This is a genomic window from Streptomyces boetiae (genome assembly GCF_031845405.1).
GTDB lineage: Bacteria > Actinomycetota > Actinomycetes > Streptomycetales > Streptomycetaceae > Streptomyces > Streptomyces boetiae.
The window spans coordinates 132,560-158,930 of the sequence record NZ_JAVREN010000007.1 but is presented as its reverse complement, the minus strand read 5'-3'; the positions used below and the strand labels follow the sequence as shown (position 1 = coordinate 158,930).

Genomic DNA, 26,371 nt, shown 5'->3' with positions numbered 1-26,371 from the left:
TCGCGGGAGGGCATCGCGGAATCGGCGCGAAATCCGGCCGCCGGACCATTTGCGATCGCACGGCTTTTACAATTGCCCGCCCCTGTGGCATTACTGTGTTAATACGAGTTGATAAAGCGAACCGGCTTTCGGCTCCCCTAGGCTCTCCCTGCACCGAGACAGGGAGAGTTCTTCGATGGACCGCGTCCGCGTGCTCTACATCGGCGGCCTCGGCCGCAGCGGCAGCACCGTCCTGTCGCGCGCCCTGGGCGGCCTCCCCGGCTTCTTCCACGTGGGCGAGCTGGTCTTCCTGTGGACCCGCGGCGCGGGCCTGGACGAACTGTGCGGCTGCGGCAGCACGTTCCGCTCCTGCCCGTTCTGGACCGAGGTCGGCGAGCGCGCCTACGGCGGCTGGGACGCCGTGGACTGCGCCCGGGTCGCGGGCCTCAAGCACCGCGTGGACCGCACCCGTTATCTCCCGCAGCTCCTCGGCCCGCGCCCGCCGGCCGCGTTCCGCCGGCGCCTCGACGAGCTGGCCGGGCTGCTGTCCCCGCTGTACGCCGCGATCCGCGACGTCGGCGGCTGCCGCGTCGTGGTCGACTCCTCCAAGCACGTCTCCTACGCCGCCGTGCTGCGCCGCCTGCCCGGCGTGGACCTGCGGCTGCTGCACGTCACCCGCGACAGCCGCGGCGTGGCCCACTCCTGGGCCAAGAGCGTGCGGCGCCCCGAGGGCAGCGGGAGCGACGCCTACATGGCCCGCGTCCCGGTGCCGAAGCTCGCGGCGCGGTGGACGGCGTTCAACGGCCTGCTCGACGTGCTGCGGATGGTGCACGAGGACGCCGCGGTGCTGCGCTACGAGCGCTTCGTCGCCGAGCCGGACGCCGTGCTGCGGGAGATCGCCGCCCTGGCCGGCGCCGAACTCGCCCCCGCAGACCTGGACTTCCTCACGCCCTCCGCGGGCCCGGGCCGGCCCCCCGAGCTGAAGCTCGCCGCCGAGCACAGCGTCTCCGGCAACCCCATGCGCTTCGACAGCGGCACCGTCCCGCTGCGCCTCGACGACGCCTGGCGCGGCGCGCTCCCGCCCCGGGACCGCGCCCTGGTCACGGCGCTGACCGCGCCGGGCATGCTCCGCTACGGCTACCGACTCAGGAAGGCTCCGGCACACCCCGTGGGACATCAGACATGACGCCGCCGCCCGCACCGCTGCCGACCCCGCCGCCCGGCCCGCTGCCCGAGCGCTCCGGCGAGCGCCTGCGCGTCCTGCTCGTCTGCTCCTCCGGCGGGCACCTGGCGCAGCTGCACCGCCTCTCCGCCTGGTGGAGCCGCCACGAGCGGCTGTGGGTCACCTTCGACACCGCCGACGCCCGCTCCCTGCTGGCCGGCGAGGAGGTCCGCTGGGCGCACCACCCCACCACGCGCAACGTGCCCAACCTGCTGCGCAACCTCCGCCTCGCGGCCGGTCTGGTGCCCTCCTGGCGCCCCGACCTGGTCGTCAGCTCGGGCGCCGGGGTCGCGGTGCCGTTCTTCTGGGTGGCCAGGGCGCGCGGCATCCGCACCACCTACCTGGAGGTCTTCGACCGCGTGGACACCCCCACCGTCACCGGGCGGCTCTGCCGCCCCGTCAGCGACCTCTTCCTCGTGCAGTGGGAGGAGCAGCGCCGCCTCTACAGCGGCTCGGTGACGGTCGGGAAGGTCCTGTGACCGCCGCGCAGGCGCCGGGCGTGCTGGTGACGGTCGGCACCGACCACCACCCCTTCGACCGCCTGATGACGTGGATCGAGCAGTGGCCCGCCGACGCGCCCGAGGTGCGCTGGACCGTGCAGCACGGCTCCACCCGCGCCCCGGCCGCGCCCGGCGTGCGGGCCGCGGCGATGATGCCGCACGACGAGCTGCTGGCCGCGCTGGCCGAGGCCGCCGTCGTCGTCTGCCAGGGCGGGCCGGGCTCGGTGATGGACGCGCGCGGCGCGGGCAAGGTGCCCATCGTCGTGCCGCGCCGCCCCGAGCTGGGGGAGCACGTGGACGACCACCAGGTCCTCTTCGCCCGGCGCCTGGAGGGCGCCGGGCTGATCCGCATCGCCGCCGGCGCCGGGGAGTTCCGCGAGCTGGTCACCGCCGCGCTGCGCGACCCCGGGGCGTTCGCCGCCCGCGACGGGGCCGGCGACCTGCCGGGCACCGTCGCCCGGTTCGACTCCCTGGTCGGCGAGCTGATGTCCCGCCCGGCGCGCCGCCCCCTGCTGCCCCTGCCCCGCCGCGCCCGGCGGGAGAGCGCCCGATGAACGCCCGTCAACCGGCAGGGCGGCCGGTGCTGGTCACCGGGCTGCCGCGCAGCGGCACGAGCTGGACGGGCAAGATGCTCCAGGCCGGCGGCGAGCTGGTGTACGTCAACGAGCCGCTCAACCCCAGCCGCCCGCCCGGTCGTTCGCCGGGGGTGCTCAACGCCTCGGTCAGCCACGCGTTCCAGTACATCTGCGAGGACAACGAGGACGTGTGGCTGCGGGCGTTCCGCGACACCGTCCGGCTGCGCTACCGCACGGCCGCCGAGCTGCGCGTCAACCGCTCGCTGCCCGACCTCGCGCGCCTGGCCAAGAACGCCTCCGCCTTCACCGCGGGCCGCCTGCGCGGGCGCCGCGCGCTGCTGGACGACCCCTACGCGACGCTCTCCGCCGCCTGGTTCGCCCGGCGGCTGGGCGCGGTGGCGATCGTGCTGGTGCGCGACCCCGTCTCCTGGGCCGGGAGCTGGCGCAAGCTGGGCTGGACCACCTACGTCCACGAGCTGCTCGAACAGCCCCTGCTGATGCGGGACCTGCTGGGCGAGCACGCCGCGCGGCTGCGGGAGCTGGTGGGCAGCCAGGACGAGCTGGCCAAGAACGCCGAGCTGTGGCGCGTGACGTACGGGGCCGTGGACGCGCTGCGCAAGGAGACGCCCTCCCTGCACGTGATCCGCTACGAGGACCTGGCCGGCGACCCGATGACCGCCTTCGAGGAGCTGTACCGGCTGTGCGGACTGCGCTGGAACGGCCCCGCCAGGGAGGCCGTTCACCGCGCCACCTCGGCGGACAACGCCCCCACGCGCGCCATGTCCTGGAGCCTGCGCGGCGGCCTGTCGCGCACCGCCTACCAGCCGATGGACAGCCGCGCCGCGCTGACCACCTACCGCGACCGGCTCTCCCCCGCCGAGATCGCCCGCGTCCGCGAGCTGACGGGCGCGGTGCGCGAGCGCTTCTACGCCTGAACGCCGGGGGCGAGGCGCGCGGCGAGTGGCGCGCCCTGGCCCGGCACGGGAGCTGAGCCGGGGCCGGGCGCGCCGGTCGGTGGGGCGGGAGGCCCCGGCGCTCAGGCGCCGATCACGCCGCCGTCGGTGCGGCGAATGGCGACCGTCGCGGAGCGCGGGCGGCCCTCGGGGTCGAAGTCGGGCCAGTTGCTGACCGCCCGGGGGTCGGCGGGGGTCGGCTCGCCCCAGGCCCTGGTGGCCTCGCCGGGGTGCTGGACGTTGACGAACAGCGTGCGCTGGTCGGGGGTGAAGGCCAGGCCGGTGATCTCGCAGCCGCGCGGCCCGGTCAGGAAGCGGCGGATCTCGCCGGTGCGGGGGTCGGCGGCCAGCATCTGGTTGTTGCCGATGTTCTCGTGGCCCCGGGAGGCGAGGTTCTGCGTGGAGTTGGAGACGTCGGTGAGGATCCACAGGCGGCCGTCGTCGTCGAAGCCCAGGCCGTCGGGCGAGCCGAAGACGTCCTCCGGGGCCAGCTCCACCGACGGGTCGTGGGCCGGGTCGCCGGCCAGCACGAAGATCTCCCACTCGAAGGTGGTGGCCGTGTGGTCCCGGCCCCGCTCGCGCCAGCGCACGATGTGCCCGTAGGGGTTGGGCTGGCGCGGGGTGACCGCGTTGTCCCAGCCGCTGCCGTTGGTCAGCGTGCAGTAGACGTCGCGGTTCCGGGGGTTGACGGCGATCCACTCCGGGCGGTCCATCTTCGTGGCGCCGACCGCGTCGGCCGCCTCGCGGGTGCGCAGCAGCACATCCGCCTGGTCGGCCCAGCCGTTGGCCGTGGTCAGGGGGCCCGTACCGTGGGTCAGGGGCAGCCAGGTGCCGGAGCCGTCGTCGTCGAAGCGCGCCACGTACAGGGTGCCGTGGTCCAGCGGGCTGCGGCCCAGCGCCCGCTGGACCCGCCAGGAGCCGGTGCCGACGAACTTGTAGATGTAGTCGCCGTCCTGGTCGTCGCCGGTGTACGCCACGACACGGCCGCGCGACTCGGTGACCGTGCAGCCCTCGTGCTTCAGGCGGCCCAGCGCGGTGCGCTTGACCGGGATGGCGCCGGGGTTCATCGGGTCGATCTCGACGACCCAGCCGAAGCGGTTGATCTCGTTCGGGGTGGCCGCCAGGTCGAAGCGGGGGTCGGCCAGGTGCCAGCGATAGCCGAAGCCGGACGTGGAGACGCCGTAGCGGGCCTGGGCGGCCGTGGGGCTCCAGGAGGCGTCCTCGGTGCCGAAGTAACCGTTCCAGTTCTCCTCGCAGGCCAGGTAGGTGCCCCACGGGGTGACGCCGTTCGAGCAGTTGTTGAGCGTGCCCAGCGGGCGGCTGCCCGTCCGCAGCGCCGGGTGGTCCGCGCCCACGGGGCCGGAGAAGGTGACGGGGGTGGCGCCGGTGACGCGGCGGGCGCGGCGGGAGTCGGCCACCCGCCACGTCCCGTCCCGGCCGCGCTCGATCTCCACGACGCTGACGCCGTGCGCGGCCAGGGCCTTGGCCACCTTCTCGGCCGTCATCTCGGCGTCGCCGTCGGGGAAGAGGAGCTGCTGGTCGACGTACTCGTGGTTGAGGACCAGCATCCCGCGCCGGCTGCCCTCCCGGCCGTGGCCGAGCGGGAAGAAGTGCATGCCGTCGTGGTTCATGCCGACCTGCTGGGCCTGCTCCGCCGCCGAGTTGGAGGCGTCCTTGTTCCAGCGCGGGCCGTGGGGGCGGATCGGGGTGCCCCAGGGGATGATCACCTGCGTCTCGTAGCCCTCGGGCACGGTGAAGGCGTCCTCGGAGCTCGTCGGCACGGGCTCGAAGCCGAGCAGCCCGCGGTGCCCGCCGCGCGCGGGGGCCGCCTGCGCGGGGGCGGTGGCGGCGGAGGCCGCCCCGCCGTTCAGCCCGGCCGCGACGAGGAACCCGGCGGCCGCGGCCGTGCCGCCCCGCAGCGCTGCCCGCCGGGAGAGCCGGCTCCGGACCACCTCGCCGAACGTGCGGTTGCCGGACGGGTTGGAGCTGATCTCGTCCGGGTCGATCTCGGGGAAGACCGGGCCGTGTACTGCCATGACGGGTCCTTACGCTGGTGCGGCCGACGTGATGATGCGGTGAGGCTAAAAGCGGACAGTGGCGCCGAGAGGCCACCAAGGTGAACAGTCGGCCACCTGCGCACGTACGGCCGATTCACCCGGGTCGTTCACGCATCCCCCGGACGGGGGAGGCGGTTCGCCACCGGGCAGGACGCGCCAAGGAGCGCCCCGACGGGACCGTGGAGCCATGACCGCTTCCCCTTCCTCCGCCCCGTCCCCCACCGTAGCCACCGGCCCCTCCGCCGCCCGGACCCGCGCTCCGGGCGCACCCGGCGCGTCGGCTACCCCCTCCGCCCCCAGCGTGCGCGGGGGGCGGCCCCGGCGGTCGCGCCCCGGCGCGCGCCCGCTGCTGCGCGCCCTGGCCATCGCCTCCTGCGTCCCCTACCTGGCCCTGAAGGTCGCCTGGCTGTGCGGCAGTCACGTCGGCATCCCGCCCGGCAGCGAGCTGCGCAGCCCGGACGGCGCGGCCACGCTCGCCGCGGCCAACGCCCTGACCGCCGCCATGGACGCCTGCGTGATCGTGCTGGCGTTCGCCCTGACCCGGCCCTGGGGGCGGCGCCTGCCCGCCTGGCTCCTGCTGCTGCCGCTGTGGGCGGCCACCGGCCTGCTCGCGCCGATCGTCACCGGCTACCCGGTCTCGCTGGCCGTCGGCCTGCTCACCGACGCCGCGCCCGCCGGGGGGCAGGAGGGGGAGGACGCCTTCCTCGCGCCGTGGGTCTTCGGCCTGGTCTACGGCGGCTTCGGCGTCCAGGCCCTCGCGCTCGGCGGCCTGTTCGCCCTCTACATCCGCGACCGCTGGGGGCACCTGCTGGCCGGGCGGCTGACCGCGCCGCCCGCCTCCCGCGCGTGGCGGGCCGCGGCCGTGGCCACGGCGGCGCTGGCCACCGCGACCGCCGTGCCGGACGCGCTGTGGCTGGCCGGCTCCACGGCCGGGCTGGCGCCCGAGCAGGCCGACGGGCGAGACGTCACCTTCTTCGTCACCGCGGTCTTCGCCGTCCTCTTCGCCGCCGCGGCGGCCGGCGGCGCGCTGCTGACGGCCTTCCGGCCCCGCCGCCTGGCGCGGCTGCCCCTGCCCGGCGCCCTCGCGGCGGCCTGGACCGGCAGCGCGGCCCTGGCGGCCTGGGGCGGCTGGCTGCTGCTGGCCGCCACGCTGACCCGGGGCACGGCCCTGCCCGGGGAGCGGATCCCGGCGGTCACCCTGCTGTCCTACGCTGGCCAGGTGCTCGCCGGAACGCTGATCCTCGCGCTGGGCGCCCGCCTCCTGGCGGCCCGCGCCGCCGCCCGCCCAGGGGCGTCCCGCCCGTGAGGGTCCCGGGCCGCAGGCTGCGGCTGCGCTGGGTGCACCTGCTGCTGGGCGGCGCGCTGCTGATGCCGTACTTCCTGCTGACGGCCGTTGTCCTCGGGGTCGCCGTCCGCGGCACCGAGCTGCCCACGCACCTGGGCCGGCAGCTCCTCGCCTACGCGCTGGCCCTGCCGCTGGTCGCCGCCACCGGCCTCTTCCCGCTGGTGCGCCCGCTCTCGGCGGGCGCGGCCCGCGCGCTGTGCTCGGTGGAGTCCGGGGAGCTGGCCGAGGGGCCGCCCGCCTCCTGGGCCGCGCGGCGGCGGACGGCGGCCTGGTTCACGCTGCACGCCGGGATCGGCGCGCTGGTCAGCGGCCTGACGCTGGCCGTTCCGCCGCTGGCCGCGGTGCTGCTGGCGCTGCCGTTCTCGGCGCGGCTGCGGGAGAGCGCGCTCGGCGAGGCCGCGCTGCCCTACGCCTTCGGCTCGGCGGGGGCCGCGCCCGCGGTGGGCCTGGCCCTGCTCGCCGCCCTTCCCGCCCTGGCGGCTGCGGCCGGGGCGCTGCTGGCCCGGCTCGCCCCGGCGCTGCTAGGCCCCGCCCCGGCCGACCGGCTGGCCGCCGCGGAGGCCAGGGCCGCGGACCTGGCGGCCCGCAACCGGCTGGCCCGCGAGCTGCACGACTCCGTCGGGCACGCCCTGGGCGCGGTCACCCTCCAGGCCGCCGCCGCCCGCCGGGTGCTGGAGAGCGACCGGGAGTTCGCGCGGGGGGCCCTGGCCGCCATCGAGGACACCGCGCGCAACGCGGTCGCCGAGCTGGACGCGGTCCTGGGCCTGCTGCGCGCCGAGGACCCCGCGAGCGCCGACCAGCGCGCCCCGGCGCCGACGCTGGAGGCGGACCTGGACGCCCTGCTGGCGCGCAGCCGGGCCGCCGGACTCGACGTCCGCTGCGACGGGCGCCCCCCGGCGCCCCTGCCGCCCGTCATCTCCCGCGAGGGCTACCGCATCGTGCAGGAGGGCCTGGCCAACGCCCTGCGCCACGCCGGCCCCCCGCCGGTGCGGCTGCGCCTGCGGATCGCGCTGGAGACCCCCGGCCCCGCCCGGCAGGAATTGGTGCTCACCATGGACAACGCCCTTCCGCCGCACGGTGGTTCGGACGGCGGACGGCGCGGGGGCGGGGGCCGGGGGCTGCGGGGTGTCGCGGAGCGCGCGGCGCTGCTCGGCGGCCGGGCGCGGTGGGGCGTTCCGGCCGGGGACCCGGCGGTCTGGCGGCTGACCGCCCGGCTGCCCCTGCCCGTCGGGAGGCCCGCGTGAGCGTGCGGATCGTGATCGCGGACGACGAGGCCCTGGTGCGCGGGGCGCTGCGCGCCATCCTCTCCGCCGAGCCCGGCCTGGAGGTGACCGGCGAGGCGGCCACGGGCGCGGAGGCCGTGGCGGTGGTACGCGCCAAGGAGCCCGACGTGGTGCTGATGGACGTGCGGATGCCCGAGCTGGACGGCATCCGCGCCACCGAGCTGCTGCTGGGCGGGATGCAACGGCCCCCGCGGATCGTCGTGGTGACCACCTTCGAGAACGACTCCTACGTCTACGACGCGCTGCGGGCCGGCGCCAGCGGCTTCCTGCTGAAGCGGTCCTCGGCGGAGGAGCTGGTCCGCGCGGTGCGCCTGGTCGCCTCGGGCGACTCCCTCCTCTTCCCGGCCGCCATCCGCGCCCTGGCCGCCGCCCACGCCCGCACCGCCCGCGCCGACGCCCTGCGTGGCCGCCTCACCCCCCGCGAGGCCCAGGTCCTGCGCCTGATGACCGAGGGCCTGACCAACGCCGAGATCGCCACCCGCCTCACCCTCGGCCCCGAGACCGTCAAGTCCCACGTCGCCTCCCTCCTCACCAAACTCGGCGCCCGCGACCGCACCCAGGCGGTCATCGCCGCCTACGAGCAGGGCTTCGTGACCCCGGGCCGGGCGGGGGCGTAGCGGATGCCCCTCCCGGCGAACGCCCTCCCGGCGGGGACGGGGATGATCGCCGGATGGCGCATCTGGGACTGGTGACCGTGGTCGTGCGGGACTACGACGAGGCGATCGCCTTCTACGTGCGGGTCCTCGGATTCGAGCTGCTGGAGGACACGCCGGTCGGGGACGGGAAGCGCTGGGTGGTCGTCCGGCCGCCGGGGGCGCGGGAGACCGGCGTTCTGCTGGCGAGGGCGGCGGGCGGTGAGCAGGCCGCCCGGGTCGGGGACCAGACCGGGGGGCGCGTCGGCTGGTTCCTGAACACGGCGGACCTCGACGGGGATCACGCGCGCATGAGGGCGGCCGGCGTGGCGTTCGAGGAGGCGCCGCGCCAGGAGCCGTACGGCCGGGTAGCCGTCTTCCGGGATCTGTACGGGAACCGGTGGGACCTGATCCAGCTCTCCCCCGAGCGGTGAGCACCACGTTGCAGCGGGTGTCTTGCGGGGCCGCGCCCAGGGCTACGACGTCGTCTCCGACGCCGCGCCTGCCGCGACGACGCCCTGGTCTTCTCCCGGGGCCGGCTCGTCCGGCCCAGCGCCTGTTGGCAGAAGGGCCAGGAGTTGCCGCGTGTGGCCGGGCAGCTCGATGTCCGCGAGGCCGGTGATGAGGTCCCTCAGGCGCACGGGCTGGTCGACCAGGACGGTGTTGTTGGACAGGAGCAGGGTGGGCACCAGGGTGTCGAGTTCGGTCTCGCTGAGCATCGGCCCCCCGAGTGCGCACAGGGCCTCCGCCTGGATACGGACGCGGTCGCGGAGCCCCGCGCCGCCGCCGGCGAGCGTGATGACGCGGTCGAGGGTCCAGGTGTCCTGGGCCGTGCGGTTGTCGTACGTCGTGGTCGCCCCGGCGGCGGCGGAGGTGACGGCGGTGATGGTGGCGGCGCTGACGAGGGCGACGTGCGCCAGGATCTGGTCGGCGTTCCACTCGCCGGCCGGCGGGGCGGGGCCCGTATCGCCGGATGCGGCCACGGTGGCGGCAGCGTTGAGCAGTGCTCCGTAGGCGTCCCGGAGCGGGGTGGTGTCCAGCATGGTTCTCCTTCGGCGGGTGGGCGCGGCGCGGATGCGGAACGGGGCACGGCGGACGGGCTACCGCGCGTCCCGCTCGGCCGCCTCCGCGGCGCGCTTGATCCTGGCCAGGCGGCGGTCCCAGTCGGAGGCGAGCGCGGCCATCCAGCGGGCCGTGGCGTCCAGGGCCTCGGCGCGCACCGTGTACCGCACCTCCCGTCCCGCCTTGACGCCGCTGACCAGCCCGGCCGCGTCCAGAACGGCCAGGTGCTTGACGACCGCCTGACGCGAGATCGGCAGCTCCCCGGCGAGTGTGGTCGCGGTGGCCCGGCCCCGCGCGGAGAGCAGGTCAAGCAACTGACGGCGGGTCGGGTCGGCCAGGGCGGCCAGGACGCTGTCGACGGCATCGCCGTCGGCGGTCGGTCGATCCACCACGGCCGGGTCAGGCGGCCCGGGCGGTGAGTGCGGCGAGGCACTGCTCCCACCCGCCGGTGTGGTCCTTGATCACGTTGCGGCGGTTGTCCTCGGGCGTCGGCAGAGCGGCGAACCCGCTCTCCACGACGCGCAGCCGGGTGCCGTCGCCCTCGGGCGTCAGGGTGAACTCCACGAGCGTGGAATTGTCCTCGCGCAGCTCCTCGCCGGGGAACGCGCTCACCCAGCGGTACGCCAGATACCTCGGCGGATCGACCTTCTCCACGCGCATCGGGTACTCGCCGTGTGCCGAGTTCCGGGCCACCAGGAGCTGGCCCTCCTCGGCCTGCGCGCCACGCGGGCCCTCGTCGCCGGTGACCCAGAACCCGGGCTCGGCCACCAGCGGCCAGACCTTCTCCGGGGCCGCCGCGATCACGATCTCCCGCTCGATGCGGTCATCCGTCATGACGTGCTCCTTCGTTTCACTGCGCCCAAATGCGCAACCCCAGAGTTGCACAAAGGTCCGGCACTGCGCAACCCCGGGGTTGCACTACGCCACCCCGAAGAGCTGCTCGACCGGGTTGATCGCGAAGTAGACGACGAAGAGGGCCGCCGCGCCCCACATCAGCCAGCTGACCTCGCGGGCGCGGCCGAGGACGAGCTTGAGGGTGGCGTACGCGATGAAGCCCGCGCCGATGCCGTTGGTGATGGAGAAGGTGAAGGGCATGACGGCGATCGTGACGAAGGCCGGGATGGCCAGGGAGTGGTCGCTCCAGTCGATGCGGCCGACCCCCGTCATCATCAGGAAGCCGACCGCGACGAGGGCCGGGGCCGCGGCCTGCGAGGGGACGACCGCGGCGAGGGGGGCGAAGAAGAGGGCCAGGGCGAAGAGGCCGCCGGTGACGAGGTTGGCGAAGCCCGTGCGGGCGCCCTCGCCGACGCCGGCCGCCGACTCGACGTAGGAGGTGTTGGAGGAGGCGGAGGCCGCTCCGCCGGCCGCCGCGGCCAGTCCGTCCACGAACAGCAGGCGGCCCAGGCGGGGGACGCGCCCGCGTTCGTCCAGCAGGCCGGCCTCCGCCGTGACGCCGACCGCCGTGCCCATCGTGTCGAAGAAGTCGGTCAGGAACAGCGTGAAGATGATCAGAACGACCGTGAGGAAGCTCAGTTCGCCGAACGCCCCGAACAGGCTGACGTTCCCCACCAGGCCGAAGTCGGGCGTTGCGACCACGTCGTCCGGCAGGGACGGGGCGGTCAGGCCCCACGCCTCGTCCGCGATGTCGGCCACGGCGTTGACCAGGAGCGCGAAGAGGGTCGTGACGAGGATGGAGATGAGGATGGCGCCGCGCACCCGGCGGGCCAGGAGCGCCAGCGTCAGCAGCAGGCCGAGGCAGAAGACGAGGATCGGCCAGCCGCGCAGCTCGCCCTCGGGGCTGCCCAGCGCGAGCGGCGGGGAGCCCTCGCGGCCGATGGTGAACCCGGCGTCCACGAAGCCGATCAGCGCGATGAACAGGCCGATGCCCACGCCGATGGCCTGCTTCAGCGCGGTCGGGATGGCGTGCATGACGGCCTCGCGCAGCCCGGTGGCGGAGAGCACGCACAGGATCAGGCCCTCGATGACGACCAGGCCCATCGCGTCGGGCCAGGTCATGCGCGGGGCGAGCTGGAAGGCGACCAGGGCGTTGATGCCCAGGCCCGCGGCCAGGGCGAGGGGCAGGTTGGCGGTCAGGCCCATCAGGACCGTCATCACGGCGGCGACCAGGGCGGTGACGGTGACCAGCTGCTCGCCGGAGAGGCGGTCGCCGTCGATGTCGGTGGCGCCGCCCAGGATGATCGGGTTGAGCACCAGGATGTAGGCCATCGTGAAGAACGTGGCCAGGCCGCCGCGCGCCTCGCGGCCCAGGCTGGACCCGCGGGCGCCGATCCGGAAGAACTCCTCGAGGCGCCGGGGGACGCCGCTGCTCGCTCGTGGCATGGACACGCACCTTCACGCAACGGGAGGGCCGGGGACGGGGGGCATTCTGCCCGCCCGGGGGCGTGCGGAGGAGGTGCCCCGCCCGGCGGAATCGCCCCGGGATCGCCGCGTGAGCGCCGGCCGGGATTGTCGCCCGGATGCCAACCCGGCGCGCCCCGGCCGTCGTCCCCTCAGCAATTCCCGGGCGCGCGCCGCCGCGAGGCCGGAGCGGTGGCTACCCTCCGCCCATGACCCCGCTCAGAGCGGCCGTTGCCGCCGCCCTCGCCTCCGCCGTGCTCGGCTGCGCCACCGGCGTCTGCGTCCCCTCCGCCTCGGCCGCCGAACGGGCGGGGACCCCGGCGGGCGTCGCCACGGCCGTACAGGCCGCCGCCCCGGCCGCGTCCACGACCGCGTCCACGACGACCGGCCGGATGCACAGCTTCGCGTTCCTCCCGGCCGCGCAGCGCCCCCAGGGAGCCGGGCTGGCCGCCCGCGTCACCTACTCCTCGACCACCGTCGACGGCGCCCCCGCCGTCGTCAGCGGCCTGATCTTCGCGCCCAGCGGCACGACGCCGGCCGGCGGCTGGCCGGTGATCTCCTGGGCCCACGGCACGACCGGGCTCGGCGACACCTGCGCGCCCTCCGGCAGCCCCACCCTGGCGGCCTCCTACGGCCGGTTCAGCGAACTGCTCCGGGCCGGGTACGCCGTCGTGGCCACCGACTACGCGGGCCTGGGCGGGCCGGGCCTGCACCCCTACCTCAACGGGGAGGTCGCGGCGCGCGGCGTCATCGACATCGCGCGGGCCGCGCGGGCGTTCTCGCCGGGGACGTTCGCCGCCCGGTGGGCCGTGAGCGGGCACTCGCAGGGCGGCCACGCCGCGATGTTCACCGGCCGCCTCGCGCCGGAGTACGCGCCGGAGCTGGACTTCCGCGGAACGGTGGCCCTGGCGCCGCCCTCCAACCTGACGCCGATCATCTCCCGCTTCGACCCGCAGGTCACGCTCGTGCCGCAGCTCGTCCCGCTGCTGACCTACATCTTCGCCGGGGTGCGGGTCTCCGCCGCGCCGGAGTTCGACATGAACGCCTACCTGAGCCCGCTCGGCCAGGAACTGGTCACCGCGGGCGAGACACTGTGCAACGCCCAGCAGTGGGAGCGTACCCAGGGCGTGAACATCGGCGAGCTGCTCAGCCGCCCGCTGGACGACTCGTTCGCTGCGGCGATGGGCGCCATGTTCGACGTGCCGACCAGCGGCTACCAGGACCCGGTGTTCATCGGCCAGGGCGAGGACGACCAGACGGTCGCGCAGTTCATGACCAACCAGCTCGTGGGCGACCTGCGCGAGGCGGGCGAGGAGCTGACGTACACCACCTACCCCGGGGTGGCCCACGACGTGGTGGGGCCCTCCCTCCAGGACGTGCTTGCGTTCCTCCGCCCGCTGCTCGCCACGCCCTAGCCGCGGGGCGGGGCGGCCCACGGCGCGCGCGGGCCCGCTCCCGTCAGGGCCGCGTGCGCGACTTGTGGGCCGCCGCGCGGGCGCGCTTGGCCACCTGCTTATCCGGGTGCAGGCGGCCCACGGCCTCCAGCACCTCGGCCGCCGCCGGGTGGTCCGTGCGCCAGGCCCGGTCGAGGAACGCGGCGTCGTGGGCGGCCAGTTCGGCCACCAGCTCGCGCAGCGCGGCCGGGTCGACGTCCGGCGGGGCCGTGGCCAGCTCGGCGGCCAGGGTGTCGATGGCCAGCCAGGACACCATGTCCTCCCCCGGCGGCGGAACGTCCGGCGCGCCGCGCCCGGCCAGCCACACCCGGGCCAGGCCGCCCAGCTCCCGGTCGTGCAGCACCTCGCGCACGGCCGCCTCCGCCCGCTCGTCGAGCTGTGCCAGCACGAGCTGGCAGGCCATCCGGCGGCCGGGGCCCTCCGGGTCGGCGCCCCGGGCGGCGGCCAGCAACGCGCGGGCCGCGCCCAGCGGGTCGCGCCCGGCCAGCCACAGGCGGGCCTCCTCGTGGGCGGCGCCCTCGGGGTGGAGGGCCAGGGCCGCCAGCAGCGTTGCCGCGTCCGAGGAGGCCAGCTCCCCGGTCAGCGGGGCGTCGAAGCCGTCCGCGAGGAGGCGGCGGCGCACGCCGTACAGGCCGAGGGGGGTGAGCCGGACGCGGCCGTAGCGCGCGTCCTCGTCAGTGCCCTCGTCGCCGTCCTCATCCTCGACCGGGGCAGGGGCGGCGGTGGGCCCGGCCGGGTCGTCCAGCGCCCCGGGCGCGGGCGGCTCGTACGCCACCAGCCCGGTCGCGGCCAGGACGCGGAACTGCGCGTCCAGCGTCCGCACCACCCGCCAGACCTCGGCCAGCGCCTCCTCGCCCGGCTCCTCCCCCGGCTCCTCGCGCTCGTCGGCCCGGGTGACCACGGCGGCCAGCACCGGCAGCGGAACGGCCGCGCCGTGACCGCCGACGACCGCGCCGTCCCCGGCCGCCGCCATCACGTACAGATTGGCCAGGGTCAGCCCCAGTTCGAGCGCGGCGTTCTCCTGCGCCCAGGCCAGGGTCTCGGGGTCGAGGGCGTCCGGGTCCAGCTCGCCGTCCGGGCCGACCGCCGCCTCCCAGTCCGCCGCCTCGCCCAGCAGCCCGTCCAGCGGCGGGGCCGCCGCGTCCGTCAGCGCGCCCTCCAGGCCCGCGCCCCAGATCTCCAGGACGCCGGCCGGGGAGCCGCCCCCGGCGAGGAACGCCAGGGCCGGGCCCGGCGCCGCCTCCACCCCCGCGGCGCCTTCCCTCACCTCGACCAGGCCCGCGTCGAGCGCGAACTGCCAGGCGTCGGCCGCCTCCTCGTCGCCCACGCCGCCCGCGGACAGACCCAAGTGGGACCGGGCAGCCGCCAGTTGAGCGGGCGGCAGCTCGCCGTCCCCGGCGACCGCGAGACCCTCCGGGGCCCACCGCGCCAGCCGGGCGGCGCGCGCGAGCAGGGGCGCGGCCAGGGCCGCTCTGGCCAGCTCGGCCTCCTCGGGCAGCCGCACGGGAGGGAGGGTGGGACGTTCGTCGTCGCCGGGGTTCACAATCGCTCCTCGTCGGGGAGGCTGGGCCGCCCACCAGCCTAGATCAGCCCGGGGGCGCCCGCGCGCCGACGGATGATCAACGGCCGCGCGCGTTCCGGCCGTTCACCCGGGCGTCGGGGCCCCGCCGTCCGGACGGCGTTGACAAGTCGCCCGGCGCTACGGGAGCTTTACGCGCGTAGCGTCCCTCACGTCCGTCCCTCACGTCCGTGGCCCCTCTCCCCCGCCGTCCCGTCCCCCACGCCCGGCGTCCCGCCGTTCCCGTTCGCGTCTCCCGTCCCGGAGGGTCCCTTGTCCGCAGCAGCCACGCCCCGCCCGTCCCGCCCCGGCGCACGCCCCACGGGGCGGCGCGGCGCCGCCCTCGGCGCGCTCCTCGTCGCCGGCCTGTGCGGCGCGCTCCTAGCGCAGCCGTCCCCGGCCGCCGCCGAGCCCGGCGCCGTGCGCGTCCACGACATCCAGGGCACCACCCGCGTGTCCCCGTACGCGGGGCAGCAGGTGACGGACGTTCCCGGCGTCGTCACCGGCGTGCGCGGCTACGGCTCGCGCGGCTTCTGGATCCAGGACCCCGACCCCGACGCCTCGGCGGCCACCAGCGAGGGCGTCTTCGTCTTCACCAGCTCGACGCCGCGCGTGGCCGTGGGCGACGCGGTGCGGGTCAGCGGCACGGTCGGCGAGTACTACCCGGGCGGCGCCGGCTCGGGCGTGCAGTCCGTCACGCAGATCTCCCGGCCCACCGTGACCGTGGAGTCCTCGGGCAACGCCCTGCCCGCGCCCTTCGCGCTCAACGCCCGCGCGCTGCCCCACCGTTACGCCCCCGAGGGCGACCCGGCGGCCGAGGGCTCCATCGAGGGGCTGCCGCTGCGGCCCGACCGCTACGCCCTGGACCTGTACGAGTCCCTGGAGGGCATGAACGTCGGGATCGGGGACTCCCGCGTCGTCGGCCCGAGCACGTCGTTCTACGAGCTGTGGGTGACGCTGGAGCCGCACCGCAACCGCACCGCGGGCGGCGGGCAGCGGTACGCCTCCTACGACGCGCAGAACGGCGGGCGCCTGAAGATCGAGTCGCTGGTGCCGGTCGCCCAGGAGCCCTTCCCCACGGCGAACACCGGGGACCTGCTGACCGGGCCGGCCGAGGGGCCGCTGGACTACGACGAGTTCGGCGGGTACCTGCTGGCGGCACGCGGGCTGGGCGAGGTGGTGCCGGGCGGCAACCGGCCCGAGGCGGCCCGGCCGCAGCGCGAGGGCGAGCTGGCCATCGCCACCTACAACGTCGAGAACCTCCATCCGGGCAACCCGCAGGCGAAGTTCGACCGCCTGGCCGAGGGCGTCGTCGCGGGCCTGGCCTCGCCCGACATCGTGGCCCTGGAGGAGATCCAGGACAACAGCGGCCCGGCGAACGACGGCACGGTGGCCGCCGACGAGACCCTGCGGCGCTTCACCGACGCCATCGCCGCCGCCGGCGGCCCGCGCTACGCCTGGACCTCCGTCGACCCGGAGGACGGCGCGGACGGCGGGCAGCCCGGCGGCAACATCCGCAACGTCCTGCTCTACAACCCCGAGCGGGTCTCGCTGACCGAGCGGGCCGGCGGCGACGCGACCACCGGCACCGAGGTGGTGCGCGAGGACGGCCGGGCGCGGCTGACCGCCTCCCCCGGCCGGATCGACCCGGCGAACCCGGCCTGGGAGGACAGCCGCAAGCCGCTGGCCGCCGAGTTCGTCTTCCGGGGCGAGACGGTCTTCGTCGTCGCCAACCACTTCGCCTCCAAGGGCGGGGACCAGCCGCTGCACGGGCGTTACCAGCCGCCCGCGCGCTCCTCCGAGGAGCAGCGGCTGGCGCAGGCCGAGGCGGTCAACGGCTTCGTGCGGGAACTGCGCGCGGCGCAGCGGGACGCGGCCGTGGTGGTGCTCGGGGACATCAACGACTTCGAGTTCTCGCCGGTGACGCGGGCGCTGACGGCGGGCGGGGCGCTGGAGAGCGCGGTGCTCTCGCTGCCGCCGCACGAGCGCTACACCTATGTCTTCCAGGGGAATTCGCAGGTGCTCGACCAGACGCTGGTCTCGCCGGCGATCCGCCGCTTCGACTACGACATCGTGCACCTGAACGCCGAGTTCGCCGACCAGGCCAGCGACCACGACCCGCAGGTGATCCGCTTCCGGCTGTGAGGGCGTTGCCCACCGTGGAGTGAACCCGGTGAACCCGGTGGACCCGAGGGCCGGGGAGGCCCGAGACTCCGGGGCATGAACGCGATGCCCCCGGCCTCCCCGGCCCCCTCCGCCCCCTTGCCCGCGGCCCCCTTCGGCCGCCTCGCCGCCGCGATGATCACGCCCTTCACCCAGGACGGCGAGCTGGACCTGCCCGGCACGGCGAAGCTGGCCGCGCACCTGACCGGGCGCGGCGGCTGCGACGCGCTGGTGGTCAACGCCACGACGGGCGAGGCGCCGACCACGACGGACGCGGAGAAGGCGGCGGTGGTGCGGGCGGCGGCCGAGGCCGCCGGGGGCGCGCCGGTGATCGCGGGCGTGGGAACGGCCGACACCCGGCACTCGGTCGCGCTGGCCCGCGCGGCGGCGGGGGCCGGGGCCTCGGGGCTGCTGGTGGTGACGCCCTACTACTCGCGGCCCGGCGAGGAGGCGGTCGTCCGCCACCTGAGGGCGGTCGCGGACGCCACGGACCTGCCGGTGATGCTCTACGACATCCCGGCCCGCACGGGCGAGGGCACGGCGCTGACGCCCGGCGCCCTGCGGCGGCTGGCCGAACACCCCCGGATCGTGGCCGTGAAGGACTGCTCCTACGACCTGTTCAAGGCGGGCCTGGTCCTGCACGAGACGGACCTGGCGTACTACAGCGGGAGCGACGAGCTGAACCTCCCCCTGCTCTCCATCGGCGCGGCGGGCTGCGTCAGCACGGCGGCGAACGTGGCCGGCCCCCAGGTCCGCGCCGTCCTGGACGCCCACCTCGCGGGCGACCCCGCGACGGCCGCCGCCCGCCACCGCGCCCTGCTCCCCCTGATCCACGCCCTGATGACCGAGGCCCCCGGAACGGTCACGGTCAAGGCCGTCTTCCACACCGCCGGCCTCCCCGGCGGCCCACCCCGCCCACCCCTCCTCCCCGCGGACGAGTCCCTGACGACCCGGGTGACGACCGCTTTGCGGGCGGCACTGGGGGGTTGAGGCCGGGGCGCCGCGCATCACCCCGGCGACAGCTCCCGCAGTCGCGCGGGACTCACGTAGTCACTGATCCAGGGCGCCGCCAGGTGCTCGGCGGGGATTCCGGCAAGACCGGCGGCGATGTGTCGCCGGGCGGCGATCTCGTCCCCGAGGGCGGCGTGCGCGATGCCCTGGTTCAGAAGCTGGAACGCCTGCCCCCGCAGCCAGTAGGCGGCCTCGGGCGGGTCCTGGTTCGCGGCGCGCTCCCCCAGGCGTTCCGCCGCCCGCAGCAGTGTCCTCGCAGCCGCCTTGTCGCCGGCCTTCGCCGTCTGCTCGGCCGCACGCGCCATGTTCGCGGCCCGCTGCGTCAGGTGGACGCCCTCCGTGCGGGTCACCGCGTCGAAGTGCTCGGCCGCCCGGCGGTGGTCGCCGCGCGTCCGCCAGTGGCAGGCGAGGAAGTTCCGGGACTGCGCGATCAGCGGGCCCGACCCGACCTCACGAGCGATCCGCTCGCCCTCATGGAGCACCGCCACGGCACGGCCGGACCGCATCTGCACGTGAAGCCAGCCGAGGAACGCGCAGTGCTCGGCCACCACTTCGGCCAGCGCGTCGCGCTCCGGGCCGCGCGCGTCGCGCAGCAGCCCCAGCAGCACCGTCCGGTGCGTCTCGGCGGCGGGCAGCAGCGGCACCGGGCCGACCACGTCATCGGCACGCCGCTGAGCCGCCAGGGCACCCGCGAGAGCATCCACGGCCGCCCGGTCGAGCCGGGTCGGGTGCCGCATCGCGTACGCGGCGCGCTCGTCGTCCTCGTCCAGGCCGAGCAGCGCCGCGAGGGAGCGTTGAAGTGCCGGTGACGGCGCCTGCCGGCCGTTGAGGACACGCGACAGATAGGCCGGGTCGTAGCGCATCCGGCGGGCCGCCTCGGCCGCACTCAACCCCTTCCGGGCGAGTGCCGCACGCACGTTTCCGACGTCCATGATCGCTCCGGTAGTCAAGGGGTCGTCAACGCCAACTCCCACCGTACCGGTCGCGTTTGCCCCAGGATCGGGTCAACGAGACGGCCCCGCGACGGGATCAGCGTCCGGGGCCATGGACCACCCGAGGAGACAGGCAGCCATGCGCGAGCCTACGTCAACCACACGCAACGAGAAGGCCCCGACCGAGGGATTGCGGCAGGCCCCCGCCCGCCGGTTGCTGCCCTGGCCCGGCGAGGACGGCGGACCGGCCTACCTCAGTGCGGACAGCGCGAACCGGGACCTGTTCACCCTGGCCGATGAGCTGGAGAACGCCCAACTGGCCGCCGGAGACGCGGTGCTGCGCTGCGCCCGGCCGCTGATCGCGGAGCCGTCCGCGACCGTCCGGGAGTTGCGCTTCGCGGCCCGGCGGCTGGCGGAGTGCCTGGGCGACGCCCTGCGGGTGGCGGAATCCCGGGGTGCGCGGCTGGCGGAAGAGAGTGCGGCATGAGCGTCCCGATGATCCTCCGGGGCGCCGCGTGGCCCCTTGCGGGGGCCCGCCCCGGCCGGAACGCGGGGCGCCGATGAACGCCCGCGTCGCCATGGGCGTCGCCGTGGACACCCACACCATCCGCGTCGGAGACCAACTCCTCATCGCAGGCCAGGCATTCACCATCGAGGACATGACCGCCCTCCCCCGCAACGCAAAACGCCTGCACTTCACCAGCGGAGAGAGCTTCACGATGCAGGCCCACACCGTCCTCTACGCCACCCGCGCCACCCGCCCCGACACCACGGGAGCCCGATCCGGACGGGCCCGCCCCCGTCCCCGCTAGAGGCCTCGCGCGCCCGGCGCCGTCGGCGGACCGTATCCCCCAGGAGAGCCCGGGGGGATGGGGGGCCCGAAGGCCCCCGGGGCTGCTGGGGCGCCGGCCGCAGGCAGTGTGCTCCGGGCCAGGAGGACCGCGCCGGCCACCGCTCCCGGCATGAGGAGGACGGCGACGAAGGGGATCAGGAACGCCAGGACCAGCGGGACGCCGAAGCCGAGGGTCAGGGCGAGGCGGTGGCGCAGCAGGCGCAGGCGTTCGCGCAGGGGGACGCCGTGGCGGGACAGCGGCAGGGAGGTCAGCTCGGCGGTGAGGAAGAAGCCGGAGACGGCGAAGCCGAGGACGGGGATCACGGTCTGCCCCAGGACCGGCACGAAGCCGAGCACGAACAGCGGCACCGCGAAGGCCAGCGCCCGCAGCAGCATCCGCACGCTGTCCCGCAGCGAGACCCACATCTCCCGCCACCACGGCAGGCCGGTGTCCGGCAGCCCCCAGCCCGCGTCCCGGGCAACGGCCTCGCCCAGCGCCTCGTAGAACGGGTCCCCGATGATCAGCGTGACGGCCGTGAACGTCAGCACCGCCGCGAGGAGCGCCGCCAGCATGACGACCGCGCCGAACGCCACGCGGACGGCCGTGCGCCCCCCGGAGTCCCAGTCGTCCGCGAAGGGCGTGGCCCAGGCGGCGAGTTCGTCGATCCGCCACACCAGCACGGCGAGCAAAGCCGTGTAGAGCACCAGGGTGATCAGCGCGGGCAGCAGCCCGACCCGGAGCCAGCGCCGGTGCCCGAAGACCCAGCGCTGGCCCTGCCACAGAAAATTCATCCCCGCCACGACATCGCGCACGGCCGTCAGACTAGCCGCAAGCCGTGGCGGGTTGGCGCCCGGCGCGGTCAGTTGTGGCTGTGGAGGGCCTCGTTGAGGCCGCCCCAGGTGCCGGTGCGGGGGAGGGCTTCGACGCGGCCGGTGGTGGAGTTGCGGCGGAAAAGGAGGTTGGGGGCGCCGGAGAGGACGGCCGCCTTGACGATCTCGCTGTCGGGGAGGGTGACGCGGGTGCCGGCGGTGACGTAGAGGCCGGCCTCCACGACGCAGTCGTCGCCCAGCGAGATGCCGATCCCGGCCTCGGCGCCCAGCAGGCAGCGTTCCCCGATGGTGATGGTCTCCTTGCCGCCGCCGGAGAGCGTGCCCATGATCGAGGCGCCGCCGCCGATGTCGGAGCCGTCGCCGACGACCACGCCGGCGCTGATGCGGCCCTCGACCATGGACGTTCCCAGCGTGCCGGCGTTGAAGTTGACGAAGCCCTCGTGCATCACGGTGGTGCCGGAGGCGAGGTGCGCGCCGAGGCGGACGCGGTCGGCGTCCCCGATGCGGACGCCGGAGGGGACGACGTAGTCGGTCATCCGGGGGAACTTGTCGACACTGGTGACGTTCAGGGCGCGGCCCTCGGCGCGGGCGGCCAGCCGCACGCGCTCGATCTCCTCCACGGGGACGGGGCCCAGGCTGGTCCAGGCGACGTTGGCCAGGAGGCCGAACTGGCCCTCCAGGCTGAGGCCGTGGGGGCGGACCAGGCGGTGGCTGAGCAGGTGGAGGCGCAGGTAGACGTCGTGCGCGTCCACCGGCTTGTCCGCCAGGTCCGCGATGACCGTGCGGACCGCGACCACCTCCACGCCGCGCACCGGGTCGGGGCCGAGGGCGCGTCCGGCGGCCTCCCCGAGCTGTTCGGCGGCGGCCACGGGGGTCAGCCGCTCGGTGCCGGCCTCGCCCGGGTGGGCGTCGAGGGCGGGGGCGGGGAACCACGTGTCGAGCACGGTGCCGTCGTCGGCGAGGGTGGCGAGGCCGGCGGCGACGGCGCCGGTGGGGCCGGTGGGCGTTGCGGGTGCTGCGTCGGTCATGGCTCCGACGCTAGCGGGTGGCGGGCGCGGGGGGCGAACCGGTCCCCGGGAGCAGGCGCGCGAGGATCGCCCCGGCCCGCGCGGGGTCGTAGGGGCGGCCGGTGAGCAGCAGTTGGATGATCAGCCCGTCGCAGGCGGCGACCAGCGCGCGGGCGGTGTCCCGATCCGGGACGAGGGGGGCCACCAGCTCGGCCATCCGGTCCAGGCAGCGGGCGGCCAGGGGGCGGACGGCGGGCAGGCGCAGGCCGGCGAAGTACAGCTCGTAGGCCAGCTCGGTCTCCTCGCGGCGCGGGCCGAGGCAGTCCGCGATGTAACGGCCGAGGTGCTCGGGGAGCGGGACGGCCGGGTCGAGGGCGGCGAGGCGTCCGGCGAAGTCCTCCAGCCAGGCGTCGTTGATCCGCTCCAGGGCGGCGAGCAGCAGGGCGTCGCGGTCGGTGAAGTGGTAGGTGGTGGAGCCGAGGGGAACGTCCGCGGCGGCGGCGACCGCGCGGTGGGTGAGGCCGTCGATGCCGCGCTCGGCGACGACGCGGACGGCGGCGTCCACGAGGCGGTCGCGGCGGCCGGGGTCGTAGCGGCGGGCGGCCATCAGTGGGCGCCGCCGAGGTTGAGGACGGCGACGCCCGCGATGACCAGGGCGACGCCGCCGACGCGGGCGGCGGTGACGGCCTCGCCGAGGAAGAGCATCCCGATGGCGGCGATGACGGCTGTTCCGGCGCCGGACCAGATGGCGTAGGCGACGCCCACGTCCAGGGACTTGAGGGTCTGGGCGAGGAAGGCGAAGGCGACGAGGTAGCAGACGGCGGTGCCCAGCGAGGGCCACAGGCGGGAGAAGCCGTCGCTGCGGTTCATCAGGAGGGTGCCGGCGATCTCGGAGGCGATGGCGGCGCTCAGCAGCACATAAGGCATGTGGACGAGCGTACACATCGATGCGTACGCCCGTCCATATCGATGGCGGGAACGCCGGTGGAGTGACTGCCCTGCGCGTCGCCGGGCGGCCCGGGGCGGCCTCCCGCGATCCTTGCGGCGACCGGGCCCCGTGCCTGTCCCCCGACATCCCCGACGCGAGGAGCGAGACCGATGGCCGAGTGCGAGGTCTGCGGCAACGACTACCGGATGGCTTTCGAGGTGCGCGCCGCCGGGCAGACGCACACCTTCGACAGCTTCGAGTGCGCCGTGCAGAAGATGGCGCCGATCTGCGAGAACTGCCAGTGCCGGATCATGGGCCACGGCCTGGAGACCGAGGACGGGCACTTCTACTGCTGCGCGCACTGCGCCCGCACCCAGGGGCACGCGCAGCTCGTCGACCACGCGTAGCGGGCGCCGACTCGCGTCGGCACCCGCTCGGTGACGGCCCGCTCCGCGTGGCCCGCCGCGCGCCCCGGGCCCCGACGCGGGCCGCAAGCCCCGCCCGGCGCGACGAAGGCCGGTCCGCGCCCCCTCGTGGGGGATGCGGACCGGCCTTCGTGCGTCGCCGGGACGGGGGACCTCGTCCGGCCGGAACCGGCACATCGCCGGGCCGTGGCCGCGGGCAGGCCCGGGACCGTGGCGCCGGGCGGAGCCGGGCCCAGGAGTCCGTGGCCTCCAGCCCCGGGCGAAGCCGGGGCCGGGGCCGGGGCCGAAGCCGGGCCAGAGCGCCGTGGCCGGAGCCACATGGCGTTCAGACGCTGAGGCCCAGGCCGGCGGGCAGGACCGAGACCGGTACCGCGGCCGTGGCCAAGGGCCGTGGCCCGCTCCGTGCGGTCAGACGTTGAAGCCCAGGGCGCGGAGCTGGTCGCGGCCCTCGTCGGTGATCTTGTCGGGGCCCCACGGCGGCATCCAGACCCAGTTGATCTTCAGGTCGGACACCAGGCCCTCGGTCGCCGTCCTGGCCTGGTCCTCGATCACGTCCGTCAGCGGACAGGCCGCCGAGGTCAGCGTCATATCGACCGTGGCGACGTTGCTCTCGTCGACGTGGATGCCGTAGATCAGGCCGAGGTTGACCACGTCGATGCCCAGCTCGGGGTCGACGACGTCCATCATCGCCTCAAGGATCTCCTCCTCGCCCGCCGGGGCGCCCGGGACGGTCTCCGTGTCGCTCACGCTGCTCACACCCTCTCCTCAACGGCCGCGGCCACCGCCGCCTCGCCCAGTGCCCGGGCCGTGGCGTCCTTCCAGGCCATCCAGCTCAGCAGCGCGCACTTCACCCGCGCCGGGTACTTCGAGACGCCGGCGAACGCCACCGCGTCCTCCAGCACCTCCTCCATCGCCTCGTCCGGCTCGATCCGGCCGCGGGACTGCATCAGCTCCAGGAAGGTGTGCTGGATGCCCAGGGCCTCCGGGAGCTTGCGGCCGACGAGCAGCTCGTTCAGCACCGAGGCGCTGGCCTGGCTGATCGAGCAGCCCTGGCCCTCGTACGAGACGTCGGCGACGACCTCTCCCTCGTACCGCACCCGCAGGGTGATCTCGTCCCCGCAGGTGGGGTTGGAGTGGTGCACCTCGGCGTCGCCGGGGCGCAGGCCGCGCCCGTGCGGGTGCTTATAGTGATCCAGGATCACGTCCTGATACATCGATTCCAGCTGCACGTGGTCAAACCGCCCTCATCCGAAGAAGCCGCGGACGTACTCCAGTCCCCTCACCAGGGCGTCGACCTCGGCCGGGGTGGAGTACAGGTAGAACGACGCCCGCGTCGTCGCGGGAATTCCGTAGCGCAGGCAGACCGGGCGGGCGCAGTGGTGGCCGACCCGGACCGCGATGCCCTGCTCGTCGAGGACCTGGCCCACGTCGTGCGGGTGGATGTCGCCGAGCGTGAACGAGATCGTCGCCACCCGGTCGTCGCCGTCGGCCGGGCCGATGATCCGCAGGTCGGGCACCTCGGACAGGCGCTCCAGGGCGTACCGGGTGATGGCGTGCTCGTGGGCCGCGACGCGGTCCATCCCGATGGCCGTGAGGTAGTCCACGGCCGCGCCCAGGCCCACGGCCTGCGCGATCGGCGGGGTGCCTGCCTCGAACTTGTGCGGGGCGGGCGCGTAGGTCGAGGAGGACATGGTGACCGTCTCGATCATCTCCCCGCCGCCCAGGAACGGCGGCAGGTCCTCCAGCAGCTCCTGCCGCCCCCACAGCACGCCGATGCCGGTGGGGCCGCACATCTTGTGCCCGGTGAAGGCGACGAAGTCGGCCTGGAGGGACTGCACGTCCAGGGCCATGTGCGGGGCGGCCTGGGAGGCGTCGATGACGACCAGGGCGCCGACCTGCTGGGCGCGGCGGACGATCTCCTCCACGGGGTTGACCGTGCCCAGGACGTTGGAGACCAGGACGAAGGAGACGACCTTGGTGCGCTCGGTGATGATCTCGTCGATGTTCGACAGGTCGAGGCGGCCGTCGTCGGTGAGGCCGAACCACCGCAGCGTCGCGCCCGTGCGCTGCGCCAGAAGCTGCCAGGGGACGATGTTGGAGTGGTGCTCCATCTCCGTGATGACGATCTCGGTGCCGGCGTCCACGCGGTAGGGCTCGTCGGCCCAGCCGAGCATGTTGGCCACCAGGTTGAGCGACTCGGAGGCGTTCTTCGTGAAGATGACCTCGTCGCGGCTCGGGGCGTTGATGAACGCGGCGACCTTGTCCCGGGCGCCCTCGTACAGCGCGGTGGCCTCCTCGGCCAGGACGTGGACGCCGCGGTGGACGTTGGCGTGGTGGCGCTCGTAGTAGTCGTTGAGCGCGTCCAGGACCTGGCGCGGCTTCTGGGAGGTGGCCGCGTTGTCGAGGTAGACGAGCTGCTTGCCGTCGTGGACGGTCCGGTCCAGGAGCGGGAAGTCCTTGCGGATCGCCTCGGTGTCCAGGAGACCCGGCAACGATGTGCTCATGAGGCTCCCCCCTTCGTGTACTGCTCGTAGCCCTCGGCCTCGAGCTGGTCGGCGAGCTCCGGGCCGCCCGAGGTGACGATCCGGCCGCCCGCGAAGACGTGGACGTGGTCCGGCGTGATGTAACGCAGGATGCGGGTGTAGTGCGTGATCAGCAGGGTGCCGGTCTGCCCGGCCGCGCGGACGCGGTTGACGCCCTCGGAGACGATGCGCAGGGCGTCGATGTCCAGGCCGGAGTCGGTCTCGTCCAGGATGGCGACCTTGGGCTTCAGCAGCTCGAGCTGGAGGATCTCGTGGCGCTTCTTCTCGCCGCCGGAGAAGCCCTCGTTGACGTTGCGCTCGGCGAAGGCGGGGTCCATCTCCAGGCGGGCCATGGCCTCCTTGACCTCCTTGACCCACGTGCGCAGCTTGGGGGCCTCGCCGCGGACGGCGGTGGCGGAGGTGCGCAGGAAGTTGGAGACGGAGACGCCGGGGACCTCCACCGGGTACTGCATGGCGAGGAAGACGCCGGCGCGGGCCCGCTCGTCGACGGACATGGCCAGCACGTCCTCGCCGTCGAGCGTGACGGTGCCGGAGGTGACCGTGTACTTGGGGTGGCCGGCCAGCGAATAGGCCAGGGTGGACTTGCCGGAGCCGTTGGGGCCCATGATGGCGTGCGTCTCGCCCTGCTTCACGGTCAGGTCGACGCCGCGGAGGATCTCTTTGGGGCCGCCTTCGCCGTCGACGGAGACGTGCAGGTCGTGGATCTCAAGCGTTGCCATGG

At 75.1% G+C, this 26,371-nt stretch carries 29 protein-coding genes; 14 read left to right on the top strand and 15 right to left on the bottom strand.

From position 1 onward, the window contains the following. Positions 1 to 175: 175 nt before the first annotated feature. Genes RM780_RS07275 through RM780_RS07260 form a run of 4 tightly spaced genes read left to right on the top strand, consistent with a single transcriptional unit; the run spans position 176 to position 3,211 of the window. On the top strand, positions 176 to 1,165 hold the full coding sequence (locus tag RM780_RS07275; RefSeq protein WP_311629692.1) for a hypothetical protein: 990 nt from the start codon (positions 176 to 178) through the stop codon (positions 1,163 to 1,165). Beyond that, positions 1,162 to 1,680, top strand: a complete 519-nt coding sequence (locus RM780_RS07270) for a hypothetical protein (RefSeq protein ID WP_311629691.1) — start codon at positions 1,162 to 1,164, stop codon at positions 1,678 to 1,680. The genes RM780_RS07275 and RM780_RS07270 overlap by 4 nt, the downstream gene beginning before the upstream one ends. Continuing rightward, positions 1,677 to 2,255, top strand: coding sequence for a glycosyltransferase (locus RM780_RS07265; RefSeq protein WP_311629690.1), 579 nt, complete (start codon positions 1,677 to 1,679; stop codon positions 2,253 to 2,255). Before RM780_RS07270 ends, RM780_RS07265 begins: the two co-directional genes overlap by 4 nt. After that, positions 2,252 to 3,211 carry a sulfotransferase gene (locus tag RM780_RS07260; protein ID WP_311629689.1) on the top strand — a complete coding sequence of 320 codons (960 nt, stop codon included), beginning with the start codon at positions 2,252 to 2,254 and terminating at the stop codon, positions 3,209 to 3,211. The genes RM780_RS07265 and RM780_RS07260 overlap by 4 nt, the downstream gene beginning before the upstream one ends. Before the next feature lie 101 nt (positions 3,212 to 3,312). Here RM780_RS07260 and RM780_RS07255 read toward each other — a convergent pair whose 3' ends face one another. Further along, positions 3,313 to 5,265 carry a PhoX family protein gene (locus RM780_RS07255; RefSeq protein ID WP_311629688.1) on the bottom strand — a complete coding sequence of 651 codons (1,953 nt, stop codon included), beginning with the start codon at positions 5,263 to 5,265 and terminating at the stop codon, positions 3,313 to 3,315. Positions 5,266 to 5,587: 322 nt separating this feature from the next. Here RM780_RS07255 and RM780_RS07250 point away from each other — a divergent pair, with 322 nt between their 5' ends. The 4 genes from RM780_RS07250 (at position 5,588) to RM780_RS07235 (ending at position 8,980) form a co-directional block, all read left to right on the top strand. Continuing rightward, positions 5,588 to 6,592, top strand: coding sequence for a hypothetical protein (locus tag RM780_RS07250; protein WP_311629687.1), 1,005 nt, complete (start codon positions 5,588 to 5,590; stop codon positions 6,590 to 6,592). A 62-nt stretch (positions 6,593 to 6,654) separates the two neighbouring features. Next, positions 6,655 to 7,875 carry a sensor histidine kinase gene (locus tag RM780_RS07245; RefSeq protein ID WP_311629734.1) on the top strand — a complete coding sequence of 407 codons (1,221 nt, stop codon included), beginning with the start codon at positions 6,655 to 6,657 and terminating at the stop codon, positions 7,873 to 7,875. Between the two features lie 2 nt (positions 7,876 to 7,877). Beyond that, entirely contained in the window at positions 7,878 to 8,531 is a 654-nt protein-coding gene (locus tag RM780_RS07240; RefSeq protein WP_311629733.1) for a response regulator transcription factor, read from the top strand. Positions 8,532 to 8,584: 53 nt separating this feature from the next. Then, a complete protein-coding gene (locus RM780_RS07235) occupies positions 8,585 to 8,980 on the top strand; it encodes a VOC family protein (RefSeq protein WP_311629686.1) in 396 nt (131 codons plus the stop codon). Between the two features lie 42 nt (positions 8,981 to 9,022). Here the strand turns inward: RM780_RS07235 and RM780_RS07230 are convergent, their stop codons facing one another. The 4 genes from RM780_RS07230 to RM780_RS07215 form a co-directional block, all read right to left on the bottom strand. Continuing rightward, entirely contained in the window at positions 9,023 to 9,589 is a 567-nt protein-coding gene (locus RM780_RS07230; RefSeq protein WP_311629685.1) for a hypothetical protein, read from the bottom strand. Positions 9,590 to 9,646: 57 nt separating this feature from the next. Continuing rightward, positions 9,647 to 10,000 (bottom strand): ArsR/SmtB family transcription factor, encoded by a 354-nt coding sequence (locus RM780_RS07225; RefSeq protein ID WP_311629684.1) that lies wholly within the window; start codon positions 9,998 to 10,000, stop codon positions 9,647 to 9,649. Positions 10,001 to 10,007: 7 nt separating this feature from the next. Continuing rightward, complete coding sequence (locus tag RM780_RS07220; RefSeq protein WP_311629683.1) at positions 10,008 to 10,442, bottom strand: SRPBCC domain-containing protein; 435 nt, start codon at positions 10,440 to 10,442, stop codon at positions 10,008 to 10,010. An 84-nt stretch (positions 10,443 to 10,526) separates the two neighbouring features. Further along, positions 10,527 to 11,948: an NCS2 family permease gene (locus tag RM780_RS07215; RefSeq protein WP_311629682.1), complete on the bottom strand. Its 1,422-nt coding sequence runs from the start codon at positions 11,946 to 11,948 to the stop codon at positions 10,527 to 10,529. A gap of 227 nt (positions 11,949 to 12,175) precedes the next feature. Between RM780_RS07215 and RM780_RS07210 the strand changes: the two genes are divergently transcribed. Further along, positions 12,176 to 13,381, top strand: coding sequence for a lipase family protein (locus tag RM780_RS07210; RefSeq protein ID WP_311629681.1), 1,206 nt, complete (start codon positions 12,176 to 12,178; stop codon positions 13,379 to 13,381). A gap of 43 nt (positions 13,382 to 13,424) precedes the next feature. On the opposite strand, the gene RM780_RS07205 is transcribed toward RM780_RS07210, so the two are convergent. Next, on the bottom strand, positions 13,425 to 14,963 hold the full coding sequence (locus tag RM780_RS07205) for a hypothetical protein (RefSeq protein ID WP_311629680.1): 1,539 nt from the start codon (positions 14,961 to 14,963) through the stop codon (positions 13,425 to 13,427). A 288-nt stretch (positions 14,964 to 15,251) separates the two neighbouring features. On the opposite strand from RM780_RS07205, the gene RM780_RS07200 reads away from it, so the two are divergent. After that, the gene (locus RM780_RS07200) at positions 15,252 to 17,123 is read left to right on the top strand and encodes an endonuclease/exonuclease/phosphatase family protein (RefSeq protein ID WP_394812907.1); all 1,872 of its coding nucleotides are present in this window, start codon (positions 15,252 to 15,254) and stop codon (positions 17,121 to 17,123) included. Between the two features lie 84 nt (positions 17,124 to 17,207). Then, positions 17,208 to 18,131, top strand: coding sequence for a 4-hydroxy-tetrahydrodipicolinate synthase (gene dapA / locus RM780_RS07195; RefSeq protein WP_311629731.1), 924 nt, complete (start codon positions 17,208 to 17,210; stop codon positions 18,129 to 18,131). A 17-nt stretch (positions 18,132 to 18,148) separates the two neighbouring features. Here dapA and RM780_RS07190 read toward each other — a convergent pair whose 3' ends face one another. Further along, complete coding sequence (locus RM780_RS07190) at positions 18,149 to 19,084, bottom strand: helix-turn-helix domain-containing protein (protein WP_311629679.1); 936 nt, start codon at positions 19,082 to 19,084, stop codon at positions 18,149 to 18,151. Between the two features lie 139 nt (positions 19,085 to 19,223). Between RM780_RS07190 and RM780_RS07185 the strand changes: the two genes are divergently transcribed. Further along, complete coding sequence (locus RM780_RS07185; RefSeq protein ID WP_311629678.1) at positions 19,224 to 19,571, top strand: hypothetical protein; 348 nt, start codon at positions 19,224 to 19,226, stop codon at positions 19,569 to 19,571. Between the two features lie 73 nt (positions 19,572 to 19,644). Then, the gene (locus RM780_RS07180) at positions 19,645 to 19,896 is read left to right on the top strand and encodes a hypothetical protein (protein WP_311629677.1); all 252 of its coding nucleotides are present in this window, start codon (positions 19,645 to 19,647) and stop codon (positions 19,894 to 19,896) included. Here RM780_RS07180 and RM780_RS07175 read toward each other — a convergent pair. Genes RM780_RS07175 through RM780_RS07160 form a run of 4 tightly spaced genes read right to left on the bottom strand, consistent with a single transcriptional unit; the run spans position 19,893 to position 22,681 of the window. Continuing rightward, on the bottom strand, positions 19,893 to 20,729 hold the full coding sequence (locus RM780_RS07175; RefSeq protein WP_311629676.1) for an EI24 domain-containing protein: 837 nt from the start codon (positions 20,727 to 20,729) through the stop codon (positions 19,893 to 19,895). The two genes, RM780_RS07180 and RM780_RS07175, sit on opposite strands and share 4 nt — an antisense overlap. A gap of 47 nt (positions 20,730 to 20,776) precedes the next feature. After that, positions 20,777 to 21,775 carry a 2,3,4,5-tetrahydropyridine-2,6-dicarboxylate N-succinyltransferase gene (gene dapD / locus RM780_RS07170; RefSeq protein WP_311629675.1) on the bottom strand — a complete coding sequence of 333 codons (999 nt, stop codon included), beginning with the start codon at positions 21,773 to 21,775 and terminating at the stop codon, positions 20,777 to 20,779. Positions 21,776 to 21,785: 10 nt separating this feature from the next. Beyond that, positions 21,786 to 22,361, bottom strand: a complete 576-nt coding sequence (locus RM780_RS07165; RefSeq protein ID WP_311629674.1) for a TetR/AcrR family transcriptional regulator — start codon at positions 22,359 to 22,361, stop codon at positions 21,786 to 21,788. Next, a complete protein-coding gene (locus RM780_RS07160; protein ID WP_311629673.1) occupies positions 22,361 to 22,681 on the bottom strand; it encodes a DMT family transporter in 321 nt (106 codons plus the stop codon). Before RM780_RS07160 ends, RM780_RS07165 begins: the two co-directional genes overlap by 1 nt. A 171-nt stretch (positions 22,682 to 22,852) precedes the next feature. On the opposite strand from RM780_RS07160, the gene RM780_RS07155 reads away from it, so the two are divergent. After that, on the top strand, positions 22,853 to 23,089 hold the full coding sequence (locus tag RM780_RS07155) for a hypothetical protein (RefSeq protein WP_311629672.1): 237 nt from the start codon (positions 22,853 to 22,855) through the stop codon (positions 23,087 to 23,089). A 426-nt stretch (positions 23,090 to 23,515) separates the two neighbouring features. Here RM780_RS07155 and RM780_RS07150 read toward each other — a convergent pair whose 3' ends face one another. The 4 genes from RM780_RS07150 to sufC are packed head-to-tail and all read right to left on the bottom strand — an operon-like array spanning position 23,516 to position 26,369. Beyond that, positions 23,516 to 23,854 (bottom strand): metal-sulfur cluster assembly factor, encoded by a 339-nt coding sequence (locus tag RM780_RS07150; protein WP_311629730.1) that lies wholly within the window; start codon positions 23,852 to 23,854, stop codon positions 23,516 to 23,518. A gap of 5 nt (positions 23,855 to 23,859) precedes the next feature. After that, complete coding sequence (gene sufU / locus RM780_RS07145; protein WP_311629671.1) at positions 23,860 to 24,336, bottom strand: Fe-S cluster assembly sulfur transfer protein SufU; 477 nt, start codon at positions 24,334 to 24,336, stop codon at positions 23,860 to 23,862. 15 nt (positions 24,337 to 24,351) lie between these two features. After that, a complete protein-coding gene (locus tag RM780_RS07140) occupies positions 24,352 to 25,611 on the bottom strand; it encodes a cysteine desulfurase (protein WP_311629670.1) in 1,260 nt (419 codons plus the stop codon). Further along, positions 25,608 to 26,369 (bottom strand): Fe-S cluster assembly ATPase SufC, encoded by a 762-nt coding sequence (sufC, locus tag RM780_RS07135; RefSeq protein ID WP_311629669.1) that lies wholly within the window; start codon positions 26,367 to 26,369, stop codon positions 25,608 to 25,610. The genes RM780_RS07140 and sufC overlap by 4 nt, the downstream gene beginning before the upstream one ends. Positions 26,370 to 26,371: the final 2 nt, after the last annotated feature.

What these genes read in the sequence shown, in the direction of transcription:
- sufC (WP_311629669.1), bottom strand. Translation starts at nt 26,369, where the DNA reads ATGGCAACGCTTGAGATCCACGACCTGCACGTCTCCGTCGACGGCGAA.
- RM780_RS07185 (WP_311629678.1), top strand. Translation starts at nt 19,224, where the DNA reads ATGCGCGAGCCTACGTCAACCACACGCAACGAGAAGGCCCCGACCGAG.
- RM780_RS07245 (WP_311629734.1), top strand. Translation starts at nt 6,655, where the DNA reads ATGCCGTACTTCCTGCTGACGGCCGTTGTCCTCGGGGTCGCCGTCCGC.
- RM780_RS07140 (WP_311629670.1), bottom strand. Translation starts at nt 25,611, where the DNA reads ATGAGCACATCGTTGCCGGGTCTCCTGGACACCGAGGCGATCCGCAAG.
- RM780_RS07210 (WP_311629681.1), top strand. Translation starts at nt 12,176, where the DNA reads ATGACCCCGCTCAGAGCGGCCGTTGCCGCCGCCCTCGCCTCCGCCGTG.
- RM780_RS07260 (WP_311629689.1), top strand. Translation starts at nt 2,252, where the DNA reads ATGAACGCCCGTCAACCGGCAGGGCGGCCGGTGCTGGTCACCGGGCTG.
- RM780_RS07190 (WP_311629679.1), bottom strand. Translation starts at nt 19,084, where the DNA reads ATGGACGTCGGAAACGTGCGTGCGGCACTCGCCCGGAAGGGGTTGAGT.
- RM780_RS07235 (WP_311629686.1), top strand. Translation starts at nt 8,585, where the DNA reads ATGGCGCATCTGGGACTGGTGACCGTGGTCGTGCGGGACTACGACGAG.
- RM780_RS07215 (WP_311629682.1), bottom strand. Translation starts at nt 11,948, where the DNA reads ATGCCACGAGCGAGCAGCGGCGTCCCCCGGCGCCTCGAGGAGTTCTTC.
- RM780_RS07255 (WP_311629688.1), bottom strand. Translation starts at nt 5,265, where the DNA reads ATGGCAGTACACGGCCCGGTCTTCCCCGAGATCGACCCGGACGAGATC.
- RM780_RS07230 (WP_311629685.1), bottom strand. Translation starts at nt 9,589, where the DNA reads ATGCTGGACACCACCCCGCTCCGGGACGCCTACGGAGCACTGCTCAAC.
- RM780_RS07165 (WP_311629674.1), bottom strand. Translation starts at nt 22,361, where the DNA reads ATGGCCGCCCGCCGCTACGACCCCGGCCGCCGCGACCGCCTCGTGGAC.
- dapA (WP_311629731.1), top strand. Translation starts at nt 17,208, where the DNA reads ATGCCCCCGGCCTCCCCGGCCCCCTCCGCCCCCTTGCCCGCGGCCCCC.
- dapD (WP_311629675.1), bottom strand. Translation starts at nt 21,775, where the DNA reads ATGACCGACGCAGCACCCGCAACGCCCACCGGCCCCACCGGCGCCGTC.
- RM780_RS07180 (WP_311629677.1), top strand. Translation starts at nt 19,645, where the DNA reads ATGAACGCCCGCGTCGCCATGGGCGTCGCCGTGGACACCCACACCATC.
- RM780_RS07155 (WP_311629672.1), top strand. Translation starts at nt 22,853, where the DNA reads ATGGCCGAGTGCGAGGTCTGCGGCAACGACTACCGGATGGCTTTCGAG.
- RM780_RS07220 (WP_311629683.1), bottom strand. Translation starts at nt 10,442, where the DNA reads ATGACGGATGACCGCATCGAGCGGGAGATCGTGATCGCGGCGGCCCCG.
- RM780_RS07160 (WP_311629673.1), bottom strand. Translation starts at nt 22,681, where the DNA reads ATGCCTTATGTGCTGCTGAGCGCCGCCATCGCCTCCGAGATCGCCGGC.
- RM780_RS07270 (WP_311629691.1), top strand. Translation starts at nt 1,162, where the DNA reads ATGACGCCGCCGCCCGCACCGCTGCCGACCCCGCCGCCCGGCCCGCTG.
- RM780_RS07275 (WP_311629692.1), top strand. Translation starts at nt 176, where the DNA reads ATGGACCGCGTCCGCGTGCTCTACATCGGCGGCCTCGGCCGCAGCGGC.